Annotated in this window: 14 protein-coding genes; 5 read left to right on the forward strand and 9 right to left on the reverse strand. The window is 71.8% G+C overall.

Annotation, left to right across the window (positions count from 1 at the left end):
* Window positions 1-60: 60 nt before the first annotated feature.
* The 4 genes from HPA02_RS03015 (at window position 61) to HPA02_RS03030 (ending at window position 4,235) form a co-directional block, all read left to right on the forward strand.
* The gene (locus HPA02_RS03015) at window positions 61-1,239 is read left to right on the forward strand and encodes an MFS transporter (protein ID WP_146801601.1); all 1,179 of its coding nucleotides are present in this window, start codon (window positions 61-63) and stop codon (window positions 1,237-1,239) included.
* Window positions 1,240-1,268: 29 nt separating this feature from the next.
* Window positions 1,269-2,651, forward strand: a complete 1,383-nt coding sequence (locus tag HPA02_RS03020; protein WP_146801602.1) for a YcjX family GTP-binding protein — start codon at window positions 1,269-1,271, stop codon at window positions 2,649-2,651.
* A gap of 22 nt (window positions 2,652-2,673) precedes the next feature.
* Window positions 2,674-3,708, forward strand: coding sequence for a TIGR01620 family protein (locus HPA02_RS03025; protein WP_146801603.1), 1,035 nt, complete (start codon window positions 2,674-2,676; stop codon window positions 3,706-3,708).
* An 89-nt stretch (window positions 3,709-3,797) separates the two neighbouring features.
* On the forward strand, window positions 3,798-4,235 hold the full coding sequence (locus tag HPA02_RS03030; RefSeq protein WP_146801604.1) for a universal stress protein: 438 nt from the start codon (window positions 3,798-3,800) through the stop codon (window positions 4,233-4,235).
* A 59-nt stretch (window positions 4,236-4,294) separates the two neighbouring features.
* On the opposite strand, the gene HPA02_RS03035 is transcribed toward HPA02_RS03030, so the two are convergent.
* The 9 genes from HPA02_RS03035 to HPA02_RS03075 form a co-directional block, all read right to left on the reverse strand.
* Window positions 4,295-5,548, reverse strand: coding sequence for an ABC transporter substrate-binding protein (locus tag HPA02_RS03035; RefSeq protein ID WP_146801605.1), 1,254 nt, complete (start codon window positions 5,546-5,548; stop codon window positions 4,295-4,297).
* On the reverse strand, window positions 5,548-7,023 hold the full coding sequence (locus HPA02_RS03040) for an ATP-binding protein (RefSeq protein ID WP_146801606.1): 1,476 nt from the start codon (window positions 7,021-7,023) through the stop codon (window positions 5,548-5,550). Before HPA02_RS03040 ends, HPA02_RS03035 begins: the two co-directional genes overlap by 1 nt.
* Before the next feature lies 1 nt (window position 7,024).
* Window positions 7,025-7,747 carry a response regulator gene (locus HPA02_RS03045; protein ID WP_146801607.1) on the reverse strand — a complete coding sequence of 241 codons (723 nt, stop codon included), beginning with the start codon at window positions 7,745-7,747 and terminating at the stop codon, window positions 7,025-7,027.
* Window positions 7,748-7,837: 90 nt separating this feature from the next.
* On the reverse strand, window positions 7,838-8,635 hold the full coding sequence (locus HPA02_RS03050) for a Cof-type HAD-IIB family hydrolase (RefSeq protein WP_146801673.1): 798 nt from the start codon (window positions 8,633-8,635) through the stop codon (window positions 7,838-7,840).
* 259 nt (window positions 8,636-8,894) lie between these two features.
* Window positions 8,895-10,619: an N-acetylglucosamine-specific PTS transporter subunit IIBC gene (gene nagE, locus HPA02_RS03055; protein WP_146801608.1), complete on the reverse strand. Its 1,725-nt coding sequence runs from the start codon at window positions 10,617-10,619 to the stop codon at window positions 8,895-8,897.
* A gap of 1 nt (window position 10,620) precedes the next feature.
* Window positions 10,621-13,188, reverse strand: coding sequence for a phosphoenolpyruvate--protein phosphotransferase (gene ptsP, locus HPA02_RS03060; protein WP_146801609.1), 2,568 nt, complete (start codon window positions 13,186-13,188; stop codon window positions 10,621-10,623).
* Between the two features lie 29 nt (window positions 13,189-13,217).
* Complete coding sequence (locus tag HPA02_RS03065; RefSeq protein ID WP_146801610.1) at window positions 13,218-14,237, reverse strand: SIS domain-containing protein; 1,020 nt, start codon at window positions 14,235-14,237, stop codon at window positions 13,218-13,220.
* On the reverse strand, window positions 14,228-15,352 hold the full coding sequence (gene nagA, locus HPA02_RS03070; RefSeq protein ID WP_146801611.1) for an N-acetylglucosamine-6-phosphate deacetylase: 1,125 nt from the start codon (window positions 15,350-15,352) through the stop codon (window positions 14,228-14,230). The genes HPA02_RS03065 and nagA overlap by 10 nt, the downstream gene beginning before the upstream one ends.
* Before the next feature lie 8 nt (window positions 15,353-15,360).
* Complete coding sequence (locus tag HPA02_RS03075) at window positions 15,361-16,095, reverse strand: GntR family transcriptional regulator (RefSeq protein WP_146801612.1); 735 nt, start codon at window positions 16,093-16,095, stop codon at window positions 15,361-15,363.
* A gap of 279 nt (window positions 16,096-16,374) precedes the next feature.
* Here HPA02_RS03075 and HPA02_RS03080 point away from each other — a divergent pair, with 279 nt between their 5' ends.
* Window positions 16,375-18,315 (forward strand): exoribonuclease II, encoded by a 1,941-nt coding sequence (locus HPA02_RS03080; RefSeq protein ID WP_146801613.1) that lies wholly within the window; start codon window positions 16,375-16,377, stop codon window positions 18,313-18,315.
* The last annotated feature ends 165 nt before the right edge of the window (window positions 18,316-18,480 follow it).

An 18,480-nucleotide genomic window follows, 5' to 3' on the forward strand; every position in this document is an offset into this window, starting at 1 on the left:
CTTGTGGCGCTCGGCCAGGAAGGCCAGACTAGGAGTCTTAGCACGCAAAGGAATGTCGTCATGCCACTTACCGTGACCCTGCTGTCGCTCTGCCAGGCCCTGCTGATCAGCGGCAATATCCTCTTGATCGCCGTCTCGCCGTTGATCGGTGCCGCCTTGGCGCCGAGCCCCACCTGGGCCACGGCGCCGGTGGCCACCCAGTGGCTGGGGCTGATGTGCGCCACCATCCCCGCCTCCCTGCTGATGGCCAAGCTGGGGCGCAAGCGCGGCTTCGTGCTCGGCAACCTGATCGGCCTGGGCGGCGTCGCCGTCGCCGCCCAGGCCCTGGTGAGCGAACACTTCCTGCTCTTTATGCTGGGCACCTGGCTGATCGGCATCGGCATCGGCTTCGGTCAGCTCTACCGCTTCGCCGCCGTAGAGGCGGCCCCGGCGGCGCTGCGCGACCGCGCCATCGGCCTGGTGATGGGCGGCGGGGTGCTGGCGGCCTTCTTCGGCCCCTGGCTGGCCCGCACCAGTCGCGAGCTGGCCGATACCCCCTTCCTGGGCAGCTTCCTCGGCCTCGGCGTCCTCTACCTGCTGGCCCTGGCGCTGATCGCCCTGCTGCGTCTGCCGCCGCCGGCGGCCACCCATGGCGAGGGCCCCGCCCGGCCACTGGGCACCATCCTGCGCCAGCCCACCTTCGTCGTCGCCGTGACCGCCGCGCTGATCGGTTACGGGGTGATGAACCTGGCCATGACCGCCACACCCCTGGCCATGGCCGGCGCCGGCCACCATTTCGATCATGTCGCCACCACCATCCAGTGGCACGTGGTGGCGATGTTCCTGCCCTCCTTCGTTACCGGTCGCCTCACCGCCCGCTTCGGGGCGGCGCGGATGATCCTCGCCGGCTGCCTGCTGCTCGCCGCCAGCGCCCTGGTGGCTCAGCTGGAGATGGGCGTCATGGGCTTCCACCTGGGGCTGATCCTGCTGGGGCTGGGCTGGAACTTCACCTTCCTGCCCGCCACCGGCCTGCTCACCGAGACCTATCGCCCCGCCGAGAAGGCCCGCACCCAGGCCGCCAACGAGTTCCTGGTCTTCTCCACCGTGACCCTCACCGCGCTGCTGGCCGGCCCCCTGGTCAGCGCCCTGGGCTGGGCGGCGCTGAACACCTGGCTGCTGCCGCTGTGCCTGCTGCCGATGGCGGCCCTGGCCTGGCAACGGCTTGCCAAGCCGGCCCTGGATCCCCACATTAGTGACTGACCCCACCACGCCCAGCCACGAGAACGCCCATGCGACCGCCCCTGGCCCGCGACGTTCAGGACCTACTCGAACGCGGCCGTGACCGCCAGCTGCGACTGGCGGTAACCGGCCTCTCCCGCGCCGGCAAGACCGCCTTCCTTACCTCCCTGGTCAACCAACTGCGCCATGCCGGCCTGGAGGCGCGCCTCGACCTGCTGCCCGCCGCCCGGGAGGGCCGCCTGCTGGGCGCCCGCCGGGTCGATCAGGGCGACCTCTCGGTGCCCCGCTTCCCCTACGATCCGGCCATGGCGGCGCTCACCGAGACGCCGCCGCGCTGGCCGGAGCCGACCCGGGGCATCAGCGAGCTGCGCCTGCTGATCCGCTACCGTCCCACCCGGCGCGGCCTGCTGGGCGGCGAGACCCGCCAACTGACCCTGGACCTGTTCGACTACCCCGGCGAGTGGCTGCTCGACCTGCCGTTGCTGGGTCATGACTACGCCAGCTGGAGCCGGGCCCAGTGGCAGGGCCTGGGGCCGGCCCGGCGCGAGCACTTCGCCGACTGGCTGGCGGCGGTGAGCACACTCGACCCGGCGGCCCCCGCCGACGAGGCGCAGCTGGCGGCGCTCGCCGAGCGCTATGCCGAGGGCCTGCGCTCGGCCCGGGAGGCGGGCTTCGCCGACCTGCAGCCGGGGCGCTTCCTGCTCCCCGGGGACCTGGAGGGCGCCCCGGTGCTGCAGTTCTTCCCGCTGCCCGGCCTCGAGGCGCAGCCCGCCGGCCGGCCGGCGCCGGAGAGCAACCTGGCCACCCTGACCCGCCGCTTTCGCCACTACCAGCAGCGGGTCGTCAAGCCCTTCTACCGGGAGCACTTCCGCCGCTTCGATCGCCAGATCGTGCTGGTCGACCTGCTCGGCGCCCTGGCCGCCGGCCCGGAGCGCTTCGACGACCTGGCCCGGGCGCTGGGTACCCTGATGCAGAGTTTCGACTACGGCAAACGTAGCCTGCTCAACCGCCTCTTCGCGCCGCGCATCGACCGCCTGGCCATCGCCGCCACCAAGGCCGACCATGTCACCCCGGAGCAGCACCCGCGGCTGATCGGCCTGCTGGAGGCACTGCTGGCGGAGCCCCTCAAGGAGCTGCGCTTCGCCGATGTGCCGGTCAAGGCCCTCTCCCTGGCAGCCATCCGCGCCACCGAGGCCCGAACGGTGAACGCGGAGGGCACCACCAGTCCCGCCCTGCGCGGCACCCTGCTGGGCGGCGAGGAGGCGCTGCTGTTTCCCGGCGAGGTGCCGGAGCGCCTGCCGGCGCGGGACTTCTGGCGGCGCCAGGGCTTCGACTTCCCGGCCTTTCGTCCGCCACCGATCGACGGCGGCGTCCTGCCGCATATTCGCCTCGATGCCGCCCTGGAGTGGCTATTGGGCGATAAGCTGACCTAGCGAACCGACCGAGAGAATCTCGATGACCGACCCGCGCCCCGGGAAACGCTTCTCCCTCGACGAGCCGCCCCCCGCCCAGGACGATCCGCGTCCCGGGCAGCGCTTCGACGCCGCCCAGGCCAGCCGCCCCCTGGACGAGGAGGCCGAGGCGGACCGAGCCATGGCAACGCTCGACGCCGACCTGTCCCGCCCCCGCAGGCGCCGCTGGGGGCTGCTGACCCTGCTCGGCGGTGCCCTGGGCCTGGGGGCCCTGGAGGGCGCCATGACCCTCTATCGAGCCGCCCTCGGCGGCGACTGGCTGGCCGGCGGCTGGAGCCTCTTGCTGTTGCTGGCCCTGGGCCTGGGAGGCATGGCCCTGGGCCGCGAGCTCTGGCGACTCAGGCGGCTGCGCGGTCATGACCGACTCCGCGAGGCCCTGGCGGCGCTGCCCCAGGCAACGCCGAGCGAGGCCCAGGCCCTGGCGGAGCGGCTGCGTGGCCGGCTCGGCCTCGACGACGATCACCCCCACTGGCGCGGCTACCTGGCCGCCCGGGCGCCCCACCACGACGGCGCCGAGACCGCCGTGCTGCTGGCCCACCACCTGCTGGCGCCCCGCGACCGAGAGGCGCGACGGCTGATCTCGCGGATGTCCGGCGATACCGCGGTGATGGTGGCCCTGAGCCCCCTGACCCTGGTGGACATGGCCCTGGTCGCCTGGCGCCACCTGGCCCTGGTGAATCGCCTGGCCCGGCTCTACGGCCTGGAGCTGGGCTATGCCAGCCGCCTGCGCCTGCTGCGGGCGGTGCTCTACCAGATGGCCTTCGCCGGCGCCAGCGAACTGGCCAGCGAGGCGGGCATGGAGCTGCTATCGATGAACCTGGCCGGGCGCCTCTCGACACGCGGCGCCCAGGGGCTGGGGATCGGCCTGCTGGGAGCCCGACTCGGCCTGCGCACCCAGCGCCTGGCCCGTCCCCTGCCCTTCGCCGAGGGCGAGGCGCCACGCCTCAGGGACCTGCGCCAGGATGTCTGGCAGCGCCTGCGACGCCTGGAGGCCAGCGACGAGTCGCCGCGAGCTTGATCCCGGTCAAGCCGCGATGACACAGATGGCCTAGGATGGAAGGCGAGCGCCGATAATGGCGAAGTCCCCGACGAGAAAGGAGAAGTTCCATGTATCAATCACTGCTGGTCGCCGTGGATGGTTCCGAGAACGGCAAGAAGGCCCTGGAGCTGGCCTGTCGCCTGGCCCAGGGGGAGGCCACCCTGCATATCCTGCATATCCCCGAATCCCTGGCCCATGAGACCACCCTGGTATGGGGCATCGGCGCCGTCTCCCTGGAGGCCAGCCGCCAGGACCTGGAGGCCGCCGGCAAGCAGGTGATCGAGCGGGCCGAGGCCCAGGCCAGGGAACTCGGCGTGGCCAAGGTGGAGACCCACCTGGGCCAGGGCGAACCGGCGCGCACCATCCTCGACAAGGCCAAGCACCTGAAGGTCGACGCCATCGTACTGGGCAGCCGCGGCCTGGGCGACCTGGCCGGGCTGGTGATGGGCAGCGTCTCCCACAAGGTGATGCACAGTGCCAAGTGCGGCGTGATCACCGTCCGCTGACGCTCCTCGGCTGGCGAGGGCTCTGACGTGGCCGGGCCCCAAGGGGATGCCGGCCACGCTCAGGGAAGCGCGTGGGCCAGGCTGACCAGGCGCCGCGCCGCCTCCTCGGGGGAGATCGTCGGATCATTGAAGTAGCGGCTGACGATATCCATCCAGGCCCGCTGCGCCTCCCCGCCCAGCGCCATGCCATGGGCCAGGCTGGGCACCAGGGCATCCCCCGCCTCGGCGGCCTGAAAATCATCGATGGCCAGGCGAGCGCAGGCATCGAAGGCCGCGACCGCCAGGTCGCGACGGGCGGGAATCGAGCCCTTGGCCCGATTGAAGGCGACCTGCACCTGAGGCGACAGCGCCAGCCGCGCCAGGTCGCGCTGGGCGGCCAGATCCTCGGCCTCGGCGACCCGGAACATGGCCAGGCTGTCGATGGTGAAACCGAAGGCACCCTCGGTGCCCGGCGCCGGGGCGCAGAGGTAGTCCTCGCCGGCGACCAGGCCGGCGGCGGCGAACTCCCCCTTGACCCAGTCCCCCATCAGCTGCATCGCGGCCTCGCCCTCGATCACCATGGCGCTGGCCAGGTGCCAGTCGCGCCCCGGCACGCCCTCGTCCATCAGCCCGCGCAAGCGCCTGAAGGTGGTGAGTGCCTGGATCATGGTGTCGCTGCCCAGGGCCTGCGGGTCGAGGGCCACCAGGGCGCGGCGGTAGAAGTCGGCGCCGGCCTCCGCCAGCACCACCGTCTCGAAGAGGGTGGCGTCCTGCCAGGGCTGGCCGCCATGGGCCAGGGGCACGACACCCGCCGCGCGGAGCGCCTCGCCGGCCGCGAAGAGCTCGTCGAGGCTCGTCGGCATGGCGACACCGGCGGCCGCCAGGACCTCGGGATTGCCCCATAGCCAGTTGATGCGGTGAATATTCATCGGTACCGCCACATAGTGGCCGTCGTGGCGCATCCGCGCCGCCACCCGGGGCGGCAGCAAGGCGTCCCAGTCCTGCGCCTCGGCCACCGCGTCCAGCTCGCCGAGCAGCCCCAGCTCGCCCCACTCCTGGATCTCCGGTCCCTTGAGCTGAGCCGCCGAGGGCGGATTGCCCGACAGCGCCCGGGACTTGAGCACCGTCATGGCGCCCTCGCCGCCGCCCCCCGCCACGGCGAACTCCCGCCAGCGGTGCCCTTCGGCCTCGACCCGCTCGCGCAGCCGCGCCGCGGCCTGGGCCTCGCCGCCGCTGGTCCACCAGTGCAGCACCTCCACCTCGCCGGCCTCTAGCCCGGGCGCGGTCCCCAGGGCGATCAGCAGGCTCAGTCGACGAAGCCGCGGGCCGAACATCAGCGCCCGCCGGGGCCGTCGCGGCGGGGCAGGCTCAGGCGCACCACCAGGCCCCCCACGGGATGATTGGCGAGCGTCAGGGAGCCGCCCTGGGCGCGCACGATATGCCGGGCAATGCCCAGCCCCAGGCCGCTGCCGCCGGTGTGCCGGCTGCGCGAGGGCTCCAGCCGCACGAAGGGCTCGAAGACCCGCTCACGCTGTGCCTCGGGGATGCCCGGGCCATGATCGCGCAGGGTGATCGCCAGCGCCTCGGGGCCATCGGCCAGGCGCACCTCGGCACGGCCCCCGTAGAAGACGGCGTTCTCCAGCAGGTTGCCCAGGCAGCGTTTCAGGGCCAGGGGCTTGGCCGGCAGCGGTGCCGCCGTCCCCGTCACCACCACCTCGCCCCCCTGCAGGCGCAGCTCGGCGGCGAGCGCCTCCAGCAACGCCACCACGTCCACCGCCACCACCGCCTCGTGGAGATCGAGCCCCTTCACCGAGGCCAGGGCCCCCTTGACCAGCAAGTCCAGCTCGTCGAGGGAGGCACAGAAGCGCTCCCGCTGGTGGGGATCGTCGAGCATCTCGGCGCGCAGGCGCAGCCGGGTAATCGGGGTCTTGAGGTCGTGGGAGATCGCCGCGAAGAGGCGCTCGCGCTCCTCGACCTGGGCACGGATGCGCTCCTGCATGCGGTTGAAGGCCCGGGTCGTCTCGCGGGTCTCCCGAGGGCCCCGCTCCGGCAAAGGCGGCGCGTCCAGGTCATCGCCCAGCTGGCGGGCGGCGCCGGCCAGCTTCGCCAGGGGCCGGGTCACGCCGCGGATGCCAAGCCAGGAGAGCCCCACCACGGTAAGCAGCACGATCAGCACCGCGAAGAGCCGATCCCCGGCCAGCCAGCGGCCACCGGCGAAGAGCTCCGGCACCGGCAACAGGGTCGCCACGTAGAGCCATTCCTGCGGCGCCAGGGCCAGCTGGACCACCAGGATGGGCGGCGACAGGGGCTCCATCAGCAGGCTGTGCTGTCCCCAGCGCGGCGGCAGGTCGTGGAGCAGCACCTCGTTGTTGAGCAGGCGCAGGGTCTCGGCGCGGGAGAACTCGACCCGGGCATCGCGGATGCCCAGTTCCTCGCCGAGAATCCGCCGGAAGTTGCCCACCACCAGGGCCTGCTCGCGGCCCTGGCCGATCTCCTCCACCGGGATGCGGTGATCGTTGATGCTGACGAAGAAGCGGGTCCCGCCCATGCTGCGCAGCTGATCCAGGACGATATGCCGGTAGTCATGGGGCAGCGAGCGGAAGAAGCGCACCGTGGAGGCGACGCTGTAGGCCACGTTGCGGGAGAGCTCGTCGAGCTGCTCGAGCCGACTGGCCCGGGCCTGGGCGGTCCAGATGGCATAGCTGGCGAGCTGGGCGCTGAGCACGCCAGTGATCATGATCAGCACGAAGCGACCACGCAGGGTCCGCGGCAGCAGCCGATGCAGTCGCCGCCAGGCCCCCGCCACCATGCTAGGCGAGGGCCTCGACCCGGGTGGTCAGCACATAACCGGCGCCGCGCACGGTACGGATCAGCTGGGAGTGCTGGGCATCCTCGCCCAGGCGCTGGCGCAGCCGGCACACATGCACATCGATGGAGCGATCCAGGGGCGGCGCCGGCCGCCCCCGGGTCAGCTCGAAGAGCGCCTCCCGGGAGAGCACCTCCTCCGGGTGGTCGAGGAACACCTGCAGTAGCTGGAAGTCGGCCCCGGAGAGGGGCAGGCGCGCCTCGTCGGCATCGATCAGCTCGCGGGTCACCCGATCCAGGCGCCAGTCGCCGAAGGCCACCAGCCGCGCCTGGGCGGGGCGAGGCGGGACCAGCGCCCGGGTGCGACGCAGCACCGCCTTGATGCGGGCCAGCAGCTCGCGGGGATTGAAGGGCTTGCCCAGGTAATCGTCGGCGCCCAGCTCCAGGCCGAGGATGCGGTCGGTCTCGTCGGCGCTGGCGGTCAGCATGATGATCGGCACCTCGCTGTCGCGGCGCAGCTCGCGACAGAGGGTGAAGCCGTCGTCGCCGGGCAGCATCAGGTCGACGATCAGCAGGTCCGGGGTCTCCCGGGCCAGCAGGGCGCGCAGGGCCTCGCCATCCTCGGCGGTCAGGGCCCGGTAGCCGTGGCGACCCAGGTAGTCGGCCAGCAGCTCGCGGATCTCGGGGTCGTCATCGACCACGATCAGGGTGGCAGGCGTCGTCGTCATGGCGGGTATCCCGCGCTGAGGGGTATGGGAGTCTCGATCATGGGCGAGGGCCGGGGTAGCGACAAGACGAGTGCGACCATGGTCGCGGCCTCAGAGGGCGAAGCGCTCGCTCAGCCACTCGGCCACCGCCGCCTCGCCGTGGTGGCCGATGCGCCGCGCCTCGGGCACCCGGCCGGCGAGCTCCGGGTGGGCATTGGCCATCACCTGGGCCTCGCCGGCGAGGCCGAGCATCTCGGTGTCATTGAGGTTGTCGCCGAAGGCCAGGCAGGCCTCGGGGGCCAGTCCCAGGCGCTCGAGCAGGGCCGTCAGGGCACTGCCCTTGTTGACCCCGCCGGCCATGATCTCCAGGGCATTGGCGGTGGAATAGGTGATATGCAGGGCCTCCCCATGGTGCGCCAGGGCCTGGGCCTCGAGACGCGCCAGATGATCGGGGTCGCCGATATAGAGCACCTTGCCGACGCGTTCGCCGTCCAGGGCGTCGGGCGCCACCACCCGATAGCCGAAGCCGGTGGCGGCATGCAGCGCCAGCAGGCGCGGCGCCTCGGCATCGATCAGCCAGTCGTCGTCCCGGTAGAGGTTGAGGCGCACCTCGGCGGGGCGCTCCAGGGCGATCAGCGCCCGGGCCCGGGCCGCGTCCAGGTGGCGGGCCGCCAGCAGGCGTCCGGCCGGGTCGTGGAGATAGGCGCCGTTGGTGCTGATCAGGTGCACCGGCACCCCAAGCCGATCCCGATAGGCCAGCATGTCCCGGTAGTGGCGCCCGGAGGCGAAGGCCAGGTGGTGGCCCCGCTCGGCCAGGGCCCGCAGCACCTCGACGGTGCGCGGGGCCAGGTCATGGTCGGCGCCCAGCAGGGTGCCATCCAGGTCGGAGACGATCAGGCGTGGGGTCATGGGGGCTCCCGGCAGCAGGGCGTCCCAGCTTAACCGATTCACCCCGGCGACTCCTAGTCGCAGCGGGGCTGGGTGGCTATCGCAATTGACACGCTTTCTGCTCACCGGCACGGGGCTACCCTGGGGGCAGGTCTTCGCAAAGACGCTGTGAATCCCTCCCTGGAAGCTCGACTTTATCGTCCATGATAAAGACGCTTTGCTCCGCCCTGTCCCCAGCGCCCCTCGGCGATAGCTTTGGCGGCGCTGGGGGCAAGCCGACTTAGGCGTTGCCCAGCCCCCGGGCCACGGCGGCGGCCCGTTCGCCCAGTAGCACATGGATCACGCCCCGCTCCAGGCGCTGGATCGCCTGGGCGCCGAGGCCGGCCAGGGCCGCCTCGTCCAGGGCCTGGGCATCGGCCAGCTCCAGGCGTAGCCGGGTGGCGGCCACCGCCGTGGCGCTGCGCAGATTGGCCTCGCCGCCCAGGGCCCGATGCCAGGCCTGACGCGCCTGGGTATCGATGGCCGGGATGGCGTGGGGCCGGGGCGCCGTGGTTTCAGCGGGTGAGGCCTCGGGCGCCGGCGTCGGTGCGGCCACGGGTGTCGTGCCCTGGGCGACCATGGCGGCGCGGATTTCGTCGGCCACCCCATCCGCGATAGGACCGAGGATCACCTGGAGGCCGCCGCCCTTGAGGCGCAGGATACCCCGGGAGCCCAGGGCCTTGAGGGCCGCCTCGTCGATGGCCTCGGGGTGCTCCAGCACCAGGCGCAGCCGGGTGGTGCAGGCGCCGACGCTGCTGAGGTTGCCCGCCCCGCCCAGGGCGGCGACGAAGGCCGGGCCGCGCTCGCCGCTGGCCTGGGTGGCCGCCGGTGCCGCGGTCTCCGGCTCACGGCCCGGGGTCGGCAGGTCGAAGCGCAGGATGGCCCAGCGGAACACCGTGTAGTAGAGGGCGAAGTAGGCCAGGCCCACCGGCAGCATCAGCCAGCCATTAGTGGAGAGCCCATAGGAGAGGGCGAAGTCGAAGGCCCCGGCGGAGAAGGTGAAGCCCAGCTTGACGTCGAGCCAGTGCAGCAACGCCATCGAGACGCCGGTCAGCACCGCATGCAGGCCATAGAGCAGCGGCGCCAGGAACATAAAGGTGAACTCGATGGGCTCGGTGACCCCGGTGAGGAAGGCGGTCAGCGCCAGCGACAGCAAGAGGCCACCCACCTGGGCGCGGCGCCCCTTGGGGGCGGCGTGGTACATGGCCAGGGCCGCCGCCGGCAAACCGAACATCATCACCGGGAAGAAGCCCGCCATGAAACGTCCCGCCTCGGGGTCGCCGGCGAAGAAGCGGTTGAGGTCGCCACTGGCCACCACCCCGGAGGCCGCCTCGAAGCTGCCGAAGACGAACCACACCAGGCTGTTGAGCACATGGTGCAGGCCGGTGACGATCAGCAGGCGGTTGAGGGTGCCATAGACGAACAGGCCCAGCTCGCCGGCGTCGATCAGCCACTGGCCGAGGGCATCGATGCCATGCTGCACCGGCGGCCAGATCACCCCGAAACCTACCCCCAGGGCCACGGCGGCCAGCCCCGTGGCGATGGGCACGAAGCGCCGCCCGCCGAAGAAGGCCAGGTATTCCGGCAGCGCGATCGCGTGGTAGCGGTTATAGAGCAGGCCCGCCACGCTGCCGATGATGATCCCGGCCAGCACCCCCATGTCGATCTCGGGGTTGAGGGCGGTGAGCACGGCGTCCAGCACCAGGTAGCCGATCACCCCGGCGAGGCCGGCGGCGCCGTTGTTGTCATTGGCGAAGCCCACCGCCAGGCCGATGGCGAAGATCAGCGCCAGGTTGGCGAAGATCGCCTCGCCGGCACTGGCGATAAAGGCGATATCCAGCAGGTCGGGCTGGCCCAGGCGCAGCAGCAGGCCGGCGATGGGCAGTACCGCGATGGGCAGCATCAGGGAGCGACCGAGTCGCTGTAGCCCGCCCATCAGGCGGGATCCCAGGGTCGTGGTAGACATCTCAGCACCTCTCGAGGGTCGTTGTCGTTGTTGTGGTGTCGTCGGTCCGATCCAGCCAGGCGGTGAGGCGCTCGCGCACCGCGCCCGCATCGGCAAGGGCCAACAGCTCGGGCAGCTCGGCAGCCAGGGCGGCGGCGTCCAGGCGCCGCAGGGCGGCCTTCACCGCCGGCACCCGGGCCGGTTCCACGGAGAGCTCGTCGACCCCCAGCGCCACCAGCAGCGGCGCGGCCAGGTCGTCACCGGCGGCGGCGCCGCACACCCCCACCGGGCAGCGTCCCTTGGCGCCGGCCACCGTGGCCTGGATCAGCCGCAGCACCGCCGGGTGCAGCACGTCGGCCCGGGCGGTCAGGGCCGGGTCCTCGCGATCCATGGCCAGGGTGTACTGGGTCAGGTCGTTGGTGCCGATGGAGAGGAAGTCCGCCTCGGCGGCGAGGCTTGCGGCACAGAGGGCGGCGCTGGGCACCTCGATCATGGCGCCCAGGCGCGGCCGCGCGGCGAGGCCCAGCTCGGAGGCGATGGCCTCCAGGCGCTGGCGCACCTGGCGCAGCTCGCCGGCCTCGCTGACCATGGGCAGCATGATATGCAGGGCATCGAGGGGCGTGACGCCGAGCAGGGCCCGCAGTTGGGTCTCCAGCAGCTCGGGGTAACTGGCCCAGAGGCGGGCCCCGCGCACCCCCAGCGCCGGGTTGGGCACCGCCGGCAGGCGCAGGTAGGGCAACTGCTTGTCGGCGCCGATATCCAGGGTGCGGATGATCACCGGTTTGCCGCCCAGGGCCGCCAGGGCGGCCTGGTATTCGTCGCGCTGGGTGGTCTCGTCGGGGGCGCTGTCGCGCTCCAGGAAGAGGAACTCGCTGCGCAGCAGCCCCACCCCATCGGCGCCGGCCTCCGCGGCCAGGCGCGCCTCCTCGGCGCCGCCGATATTGGCGCACACCTCGACCTCGCGACCGTCCCGGGTGATGGCGGCCTCGAAGGCCGCCGCCCGGGCCGCCTCGGCCTCGCGGCGGCGGGCCTCGAGCCGCGCGGTCACCTCGACGACCCGGGCCTCCCCCGGCGCCACCATCAGGCGACCGCGCTCGGCATCCAGGATGGCGTCTGCGCCCGGGGCGTTATCGACCGCCGCCGGCAGGGCCGGCCCCATGGCCACCAGGCAGGGAAGGCCTCGGGCCCGGGCCAGGATCGCCACATGGGAGGTGGTGCCGCCGCCGGCCAGGCAGAGCCCGGCGGGACGGCGCGCGGCCACGGCCACCAGCTCCGAGGGGGTCAGCTCCTCGGCCACCAGCAGGGCGCCCTCGGGAAAGTCGGGCAGGGCAGGCTCCGCCGCCTCGCTGAGCTCCGCCATCACCCGCCGCTGCAGGTCGCGCAGGTCGGCGACCCGGGCGGCCAGCAGGGCATTGCCGGTGGCAGCGAGGCGCTCGGCCTCGGCGTCCAGGGCCTCCCGCCAGGCCTGGCCGGCGCCGCGACCGGCGCGGATGCGCTCGCCGGCCGCCGCCGCCAGGTCCGGGTCCGCCAGCCAGGCACCATGGGCGACGAAAATCTCCGCCTCGGCGGTCTGCCCGCCGCGGGTCGCCGCGGCCTCGTCCCGGGCCAGGGCCTCGCCGACTCGGGCCAGGGCCTCGCTCAGGCGTGGCGTTTCCACGGCCTCGCCCGCGCCGTCATAAGGCACGGCGGGCAGCGGCGGCCGATAATGCACCAGCGGCCCCAGGGCCAGGCCGGGGCTGGCCACCAGGCCGGCCAGCTCACCCTCCGCTAATTCCTCCAGCGCCTCGCTCGACGCCGCCTGGGGCGCGGCATGCGCTTCGGCCTCGGGGGTGGTCAGCAGCGCCTCGGCGGCGTCCAGGGCCGCCTCGGCGTTGTCGCCCCGGGCGATCACGCGTAGCGCCGCGCCCTCGGTGAGGCCCAGGTTCATCAGGGCGCTGACACTCTCGACGCTGGCGGACGCCTCCTTATGGTGCACCGCCAGGTCAACGCCATGCTCCCGGGCGATGGCCCGCAGCCGCGCCGCGGGGCGGGCATGCAGGCCCGCCGCCAGGGCCAGGCTCAGGTGCCGCTCGGCCTCGGGTCCATCGGCCAGCGTCTCATGGCTTTCCGTCCCCGCCGCCTCCAGCACCAGCAGCGGCTCGCCCAGGGCGACCCGGGCGCCGGCCGTGAGGATCGGCTCACGCAGCCGCCAGCCGGCGGCCTCGGTGATCACCAGAGGGGTGATCAGGGCGCTGGCGCCCCGGGCCAGGGCGTCGGCATCGAAGCGGCACAGCGGATCGCCGGCGCGTACCCGGTCACCCACGGCCACCAGGGGCTCGATGCCACGCCCCTGGAGTTCCACGGTATCCAGGCCCAGGTGAAGCAGCAGCTCCACCCCGGCCTCGGTTTTCAGGGTCAGGGCGTGGTGGGTGCGGGCGCACTGCACCACCTCGCCGTCGCAGGGGGCATGCAGGCACTCGCCGAGAGGATCGAGGGCGATGCCCTCGCCCAGGGCCTGGTCGGCGAAGACCGGGTCGGGCACCGCGGCGAGAGGCACCACCACCCCGGCCACCGGGGCCAGCAGGGTCAGGGCTTGGCTGGAATCGGACATGGGAAGACTCCCGATATTATTGTTAGGCGTTACAGGGTGCAGGTGACCTTGTTGAGGTGCCGGGGCCGGTCCGGGTCGCTGCCCCGGGCCGCCGCCAGGCCGGCCACCATGACGTAGAAGCTCTGGATCACCGACAGCGGCTGCAGGGCCTCGTGGCCGGCATCCACCAGGGTCAGTTGGCACGTCGCCACGCCCTCGTCGGCGGCCAGCAGCACCCGGGCGCCGACGCCTTCGAGCCACTCGGCCAGCTCCAGCAGCCCGGCCTGTTCCGGCCCAGGCGGGGCGAACACCAGTACCGGGTAGCCGGGGCCGATCAGCGCCATGGGGCCGTGACGCACCTCGGCGCCGCTGAAGGGCTCGGCCTGGATGGCACAGGTCTCCTTGAACTTCAGCGCCGCCTCCTGGGCCACGGCGAGGCCCGCGCCGCGGCCGATCACCATCAGCTTGTCGGCGCCGGTCAGGGCCTCGATGGCCGGTGACCAGTCCATCGCCAGCGCCCGGGTCAGGCGCTCGGGCAGGCCGTCCAGGGCATCGAGCAGGCCGCGATCCTCCTGCCAGTGGCCGATCAACTGGGCCATGGCGGAGAGGGTGGCCAGGTAGCTCTTGGTGGCGGCCACGCTCTTCTCCTCCCCGGCATAGAGGGGAATCTCGGTGTCGCTGGCCGCGCCCAGCGGCGACTGGGGGGTGTTGACCAGGGCCAGGGTGCGGGCGCCGGCGGCGGCCAGGGCCCGCTGGGTGGCCACCAGGTCGGGACTCTGCCCCGACTGGGAGACCGCCAGGGCCAGCTGACCATTAAGGCGCCAGGGGGCCTGGGCCAGGGTGGTCAGCGAGGGCGGCAGGGAGGCCACCGGGATGCCGCGGCGCTTCATGCACTGGTAGGCGAAGTAGCCGGCGGCGTGATCGGAACTGCCCCGGGCCACGGTGACCGCGGCGGCGGGCTCGGCGAGGCGTAAGCGCTCGCCCAGGTCGGCCAGCAGGGCCTGGTTGCGTTGCAGCTGGCCGCGGATGCGCTCCGGGGCGTTACGGGCTTCTTCGAGCATCAGGGACATGACGGGGCTCCTTGGACATTGCCAGAGACAGGGCGGCCCTCGACGAAGACCGCTTGGAGTTGGAGTCGGGGGTCGAGGACCACCAGGTCGGCCAGGGCGCCCTCCCGCAGGCGGCCGATCTCGTCGATCCCCAGGAAGTCGGCGGGGAAGCGCGACAGGCGATCCGAGGCCTCGGCCAGGGAGAGGCCCAGGCCGACGAAGTTGCGCAGCGCCTGATCCATGGTCAGGGTGCTGCCGGCCAGGGTGCCGTCGGCCAGGCGCACGCCGCCCAGGCACTTGGTGACGGTCTGCTCGCCCAGCCGGTAATCGCCGTCGGGCATGCCGGCGGCGGCGGTGGAATCGGTGACCGCATAGAGGTTGGGGATGCAGCGCAGGGCGGTGCGGATGGCGCCGGGGTGCACATGCAGCAGGTCGGGGATCAGCTCGGCGTACTGGGCATGGGCCAGGGCCGCGCCGACCATGCCCGGCTTGCGGTGGTGCAGGCCGGTCATGGCATTGAACAGATGGGTGAAGCCGCAGGCGCCATGGGCCAGGGCCTCGACCCCCTCCTCGTAGCTACCCAGGGTGTGGCCCAGTTGGACCCGCACGCCGCGCTCGCTGAGGTGGCGAATCAACGCGTGGTGGCCGGCCAGTTCCGGGGCCAGGGTGACCAGGCGGATCGGCGCCAGGGCGCAGAGCTCGTCCACCTCCTCGATCAATCCGCTGCGGGCATGGGCCGGCTGGGCGCCCAGCTTGCCGGGGTTGATATAGGGCCCCTCCAGGTGCACCCCCAGCACCCCGGCGGCCCGGGGATCGGGGTCGGCCATATAGGCGGCGGTCTCGCCCAGCACCCGGCGGATCTCGGCGTCCGGGGCGGTCATGGTGGTGGCCAGCAAGCGGGTGGTGCCGAAACGCACATGGGTGCGCGCCAGGGTGGCCAGGGCCGCGCCCCCCTCCATGGTGTCGGCGCCGCCGCCACCATGCACATGCAGGTCGATAAAGCCGGGCAAGAGCCGCGGATGGTCGTTGGACTCGGGGTCCACCGGCTCGCCGGTCAGGCGGGTGATGCGCCCGCCGTCCCAATCGATCTCCCCCAGGCGCCAGCCCTCGGGGGTGAGGATATTGCCGTACAGCATGGGGCCTCCTAACGGGTCAGCTCGACCATAAAGTCGTAGTAGTCGGTGCGGCAGTAGGTGACGGTGAGCTCCGCCGGGGTGCCGTCGGCGAGATAGCCCAGGCGCGTCACCTTGAGCAGCGCCTGGCCCTCGGGCACCTCGGCGAGTGCGGCCAGCTCGGCGTCGGCATTGATGGCGGTGACGTGCTGCAGGGCCCGGGCCACCCGCTTGCCGCCGGCCTCCAGCACCGCATAGAGGGAGGTCTCCACCGCTTGGGGATCGGGTAGCACCGCCGCCGGCAGGCAGCTCTCCTCCACCGCCATTACCACGTCGTCGGCCAGGCGCAGGCGCTTGAGCCGGGCCACCCGGGCATCGGCACCCAGCCCCAGGCGCATGCCCTCCTCCACGCTGGGATTGGCCAGGCCGCGCGCCAGCCAGTGGGAGCTGGGGGTGAAACCGCGCTGGGTGAGCAGCTCGGTAAAGCTGGAGAGCCGCGACAGGGATTGATTGAGCCGCGGGGTAATAAAGGTGCCGGAACCGCGGCTGCGGCGGATCAGCCCCAGCTCGGCCAGGCGATCCAGGGCCTTGCGGGCGGTGATCCGTGAGACCTCCAGGCTCTCGGCCAGGTTGCGCTCCGAGGGCAGCGCCTCGCCGGCCTGCCAGGCACCGGTTTCGATGGCCTGCTCCAGCTGGCGGGCCAGCTGTTGGTAGAGGGGCGTCGCGCCCTGGGGGTCGAGGCGCAACTGGGTAAAGCGTGGATCCATGGGTCTCTCCCTGTCTGGGGGGCAGCAGCCATACCAATCTAATACCACTATAGACCCACATTGGTACCAATCAAATACCACTTCACTACGACCTTGGTGGCATAGGGCCCCCTTGCCGTAACCGCATCGACGCTGTCTCTCTGGCGTAGGCGCCCGGTCGAGGAAGCGCAGGTTGTTGAGAAATCGGGACCAAAGCGAACTTCAGGAGGCGCGCGATTGGCGCCACGGGCGGGAATCCGTATAGTGGCAGCCTCTCACCCCGCCACCTGAAAGTGTCCGATGCTGCAGAACAACGCCATGCTTGCTCAGCTCAAGCAACAGATCCGCTCCAGTACGCCCCGCGTGGAGGGCGTGATCAAAGCCACCGACAAGGGCTTCGGCTTCCTGGAGACCGACGACGGCGACTCCTACTTCGTGCCGCCCCCCGCCATGAAGCAGGTGCTGCATGGCGACCGGGTGGAAGCCATCCTCCACGAGGAGGGCGAGAAGAAGTCGGTGGAACCGGACACCCTGATCGAGCAGGGACTCAACCGCTTTATCGCCCGGGTGCAGAAGCGCGAGGGGCGCCTGGCGGTGGTACCGGATCATCCCTCCATCAAGAATGTCCTCAAGGCGCGCATCAAGCGCAGCCTCGACGAGGAGAGCATCGGCGACGGCGACTGGGTCGTGGCCCGCCTGGTGCGCCACCCGCTCAAGGAGAACGATCGTGGCTTCTTCAGCCAGATCGACGAGCTGGTGGCCAAGGCCGACAACCCGGCGGTGCCTTGGCGGGTGACCCTGGCCCGCCACGCCCTGGAGCAGGAGTGCCCGGACGCCGGCAGCGACTGGCCGCTGCGCGACGAGGGCCTCGAGCGCGAGGACCTCAGCGCCGAGCCCTTCTTCACCATCGATGGCGAGAAGACCCGGGACATGGACGACGCCCTGCGCATCCGTGTCCGGGAGGACGGTGGCTGGGACCTGACGGTGGCCATCGCCGACCCCACCGCCTATGTGGAAGAGGGCCATGCGGCGGACCTCGAGGCGCGCACCCGCGCCTTCACCGTCTACCTGCCGGGCCAGAACGTCACCATGCTCCCCGAGCAGTTGGCCGATGACCTCTGCTCCCTGTGGGAGGGCCAGGAGCGCCCGGTGCTGGCCTGCACCCTGACCGTCCATGCCGACGGCAGCTTCGGCGACTACCGCTTTTTCGCCGCGACGGCCACCTCCCAGGCCAAGCTGGCCTACGACCGGGTCTCCGACTGGCTGGAAGGCCAGGGCGACTGGGCCCCGGAGGCGGTGATCGGCGAGCAGCTCAAGGCCCTGCGCGACCTGACCGAGGCGCGTAGCGCCTGGCGTGCCGAGCATGCCCTGGTGTTCAAGGATCGTCCCGACTACGTCTTCGACCTGGACGAGGCGGGCAATGTGCTGGATATCCGCACCGAGGAGCGGCGCATCGCCAACCGCATGATCGAGGAGTCGATGATCGCCGCCAACGCCTGCTGCGCCGACCTCCTGGCCCAGCAGGTGGGGCACGGCATCTTCAACGTGCACCGCGCCTTCGAGGACGACAAGGCCGAGGCCGCCCAAGAGTTCCTGGCCAGCCAGGCGATCGAGGTGGAGCGCGAGGCCCTCACCGAGCTATCCCGCTACAAGGAGCTCAAGCGCGAGCTGGAAGGCCGCGACGATGCCTGGCTGGATGCCCGCCTGCGTCGCTTCCAGGGCTTTACCAGCATGTCCGCCCGGCCCGGCCCCCACTTCGGCCTGGGGCTGCCCGCCTACGCCACCTGGACCTCGCCGATCCGCAAGTATGGCGATATGGTCAACCACCGCCTGATCAAGCGGGTGCTCAAGGGCGAGCAGGCCCCCGCCGAGGCCAGCCTCGAGCTCACCGAGCAGCTCACCGAGCGCCGCCGCCTCAATCGCATGGCCGAGCGCGACGTCAAGGACTGGCTCTATGTGCGCTACCTGACCCCCGCCGCCAAGGCCCAGGAGGCCTTCGACGCCGAGGTGATCGCCATCAACCGCGGCGGCATGCGGGTGCGCTTGGTCGCCAACGGCGCCACCGCCTTCGTGCCGGCGCCGCTGCTCCACAGCGACCGCACCAAGGTGGCCATCGACGACAAGGAGGGGCGCATCCAGGTCGAGGGAGAAGAGCGTTATAAGCTCGGCGATGCGGTACGCGTGGCGCTGACCGAGGCCCGGGAAGAGACCCGCTCCCTGGTCGCCCGCCCCAGCGAGTAGATCCTCCTCTCCGGGAGAAGCGATCGCTGAGAGGACTCACGACGAGCCCCTCCTCAGGTTGGTCGCCCGCCCCAGCGAATAAGCGTTACCCCCGGCGCCCCCTAGGCCCTGGAGTTTGACTCCAGGGCCTTTTTGTTGAGCTCTGTCACCTACCGTGACTCGCCC

The organism is Bisbaumannia pacifica (genome assembly GCF_007989625.1).
Lineage (GTDB): Bacteria > Pseudomonadota > Gammaproteobacteria > Pseudomonadales > Halomonadaceae > Bisbaumannia > Bisbaumannia pacifica.

Excerpts from the sequence above, each read along its gene's own strand:
- HPA02_RS03015 (WP_146801601.1), top strand. The coding sequence starts at position 61 with ATGCCACTTACCGTGACCCTGCTGTCGCTCTGCCAGGCCCTGCTGATC.
- HPA02_RS03020 (WP_146801602.1), top strand. The coding sequence starts at position 1,269 with ATGCGACCGCCCCTGGCCCGCGACGTTCAGGACCTACTCGAACGCGGC.
- HPA02_RS03025 (WP_146801603.1), top strand. The coding sequence starts at position 2,674 with ATGACCGACCCGCGCCCCGGGAAACGCTTCTCCCTCGACGAGCCGCCC.
- HPA02_RS03030 (WP_146801604.1), top strand. The coding sequence starts at position 3,798 with ATGTATCAATCACTGCTGGTCGCCGTGGATGGTTCCGAGAACGGCAAG.
- HPA02_RS03035 (WP_146801605.1), bottom strand. The coding sequence starts at position 5,548 with ATGTTCGGCCCGCGGCTTCGTCGACTGAGCCTGCTGATCGCCCTGGGG.
- HPA02_RS03040 (WP_146801606.1), bottom strand. The coding sequence starts at position 7,023 with ATGGTGGCGGGGGCCTGGCGGCGACTGCATCGGCTGCTGCCGCGGACC.
- HPA02_RS03045 (WP_146801607.1), bottom strand. The coding sequence starts at position 7,747 with ATGACGACGACGCCTGCCACCCTGATCGTGGTCGATGACGACCCCGAG.
- HPA02_RS03050 (WP_146801673.1), bottom strand. The coding sequence starts at position 8,635 with ATGACCCCACGCCTGATCGTCTCCGACCTGGATGGCACCCTGCTGGGC.
- nagE (WP_146801608.1), bottom strand. The coding sequence starts at position 10,619 with ATGTCTACCACGACCCTGGGATCCCGCCTGATGGGCGGGCTACAGCGA.
- ptsP (WP_146801609.1), bottom strand. The coding sequence starts at position 13,188 with ATGTCCGATTCCAGCCAAGCCCTGACCCTGCTGGCCCCGGTGGCCGGG.
- HPA02_RS03065 (WP_146801610.1), bottom strand. The coding sequence starts at position 14,237 with ATGTCCCTGATGCTCGAAGAAGCCCGTAACGCCCCGGAGCGCATCCGC.
- nagA (WP_146801611.1), bottom strand. The coding sequence starts at position 15,352 with ATGCTGTACGGCAATATCCTCACCCCCGAGGGCTGGCGCCTGGGGGAG.
- HPA02_RS03075 (WP_146801612.1), bottom strand. The coding sequence starts at position 16,095 with ATGGATCCACGCTTTACCCAGTTGCGCCTCGACCCCCAGGGCGCGACG.
- HPA02_RS03080 (WP_146801613.1), top strand. The coding sequence starts at position 16,375 with ATGCTGCAGAACAACGCCATGCTTGCTCAGCTCAAGCAACAGATCCGC.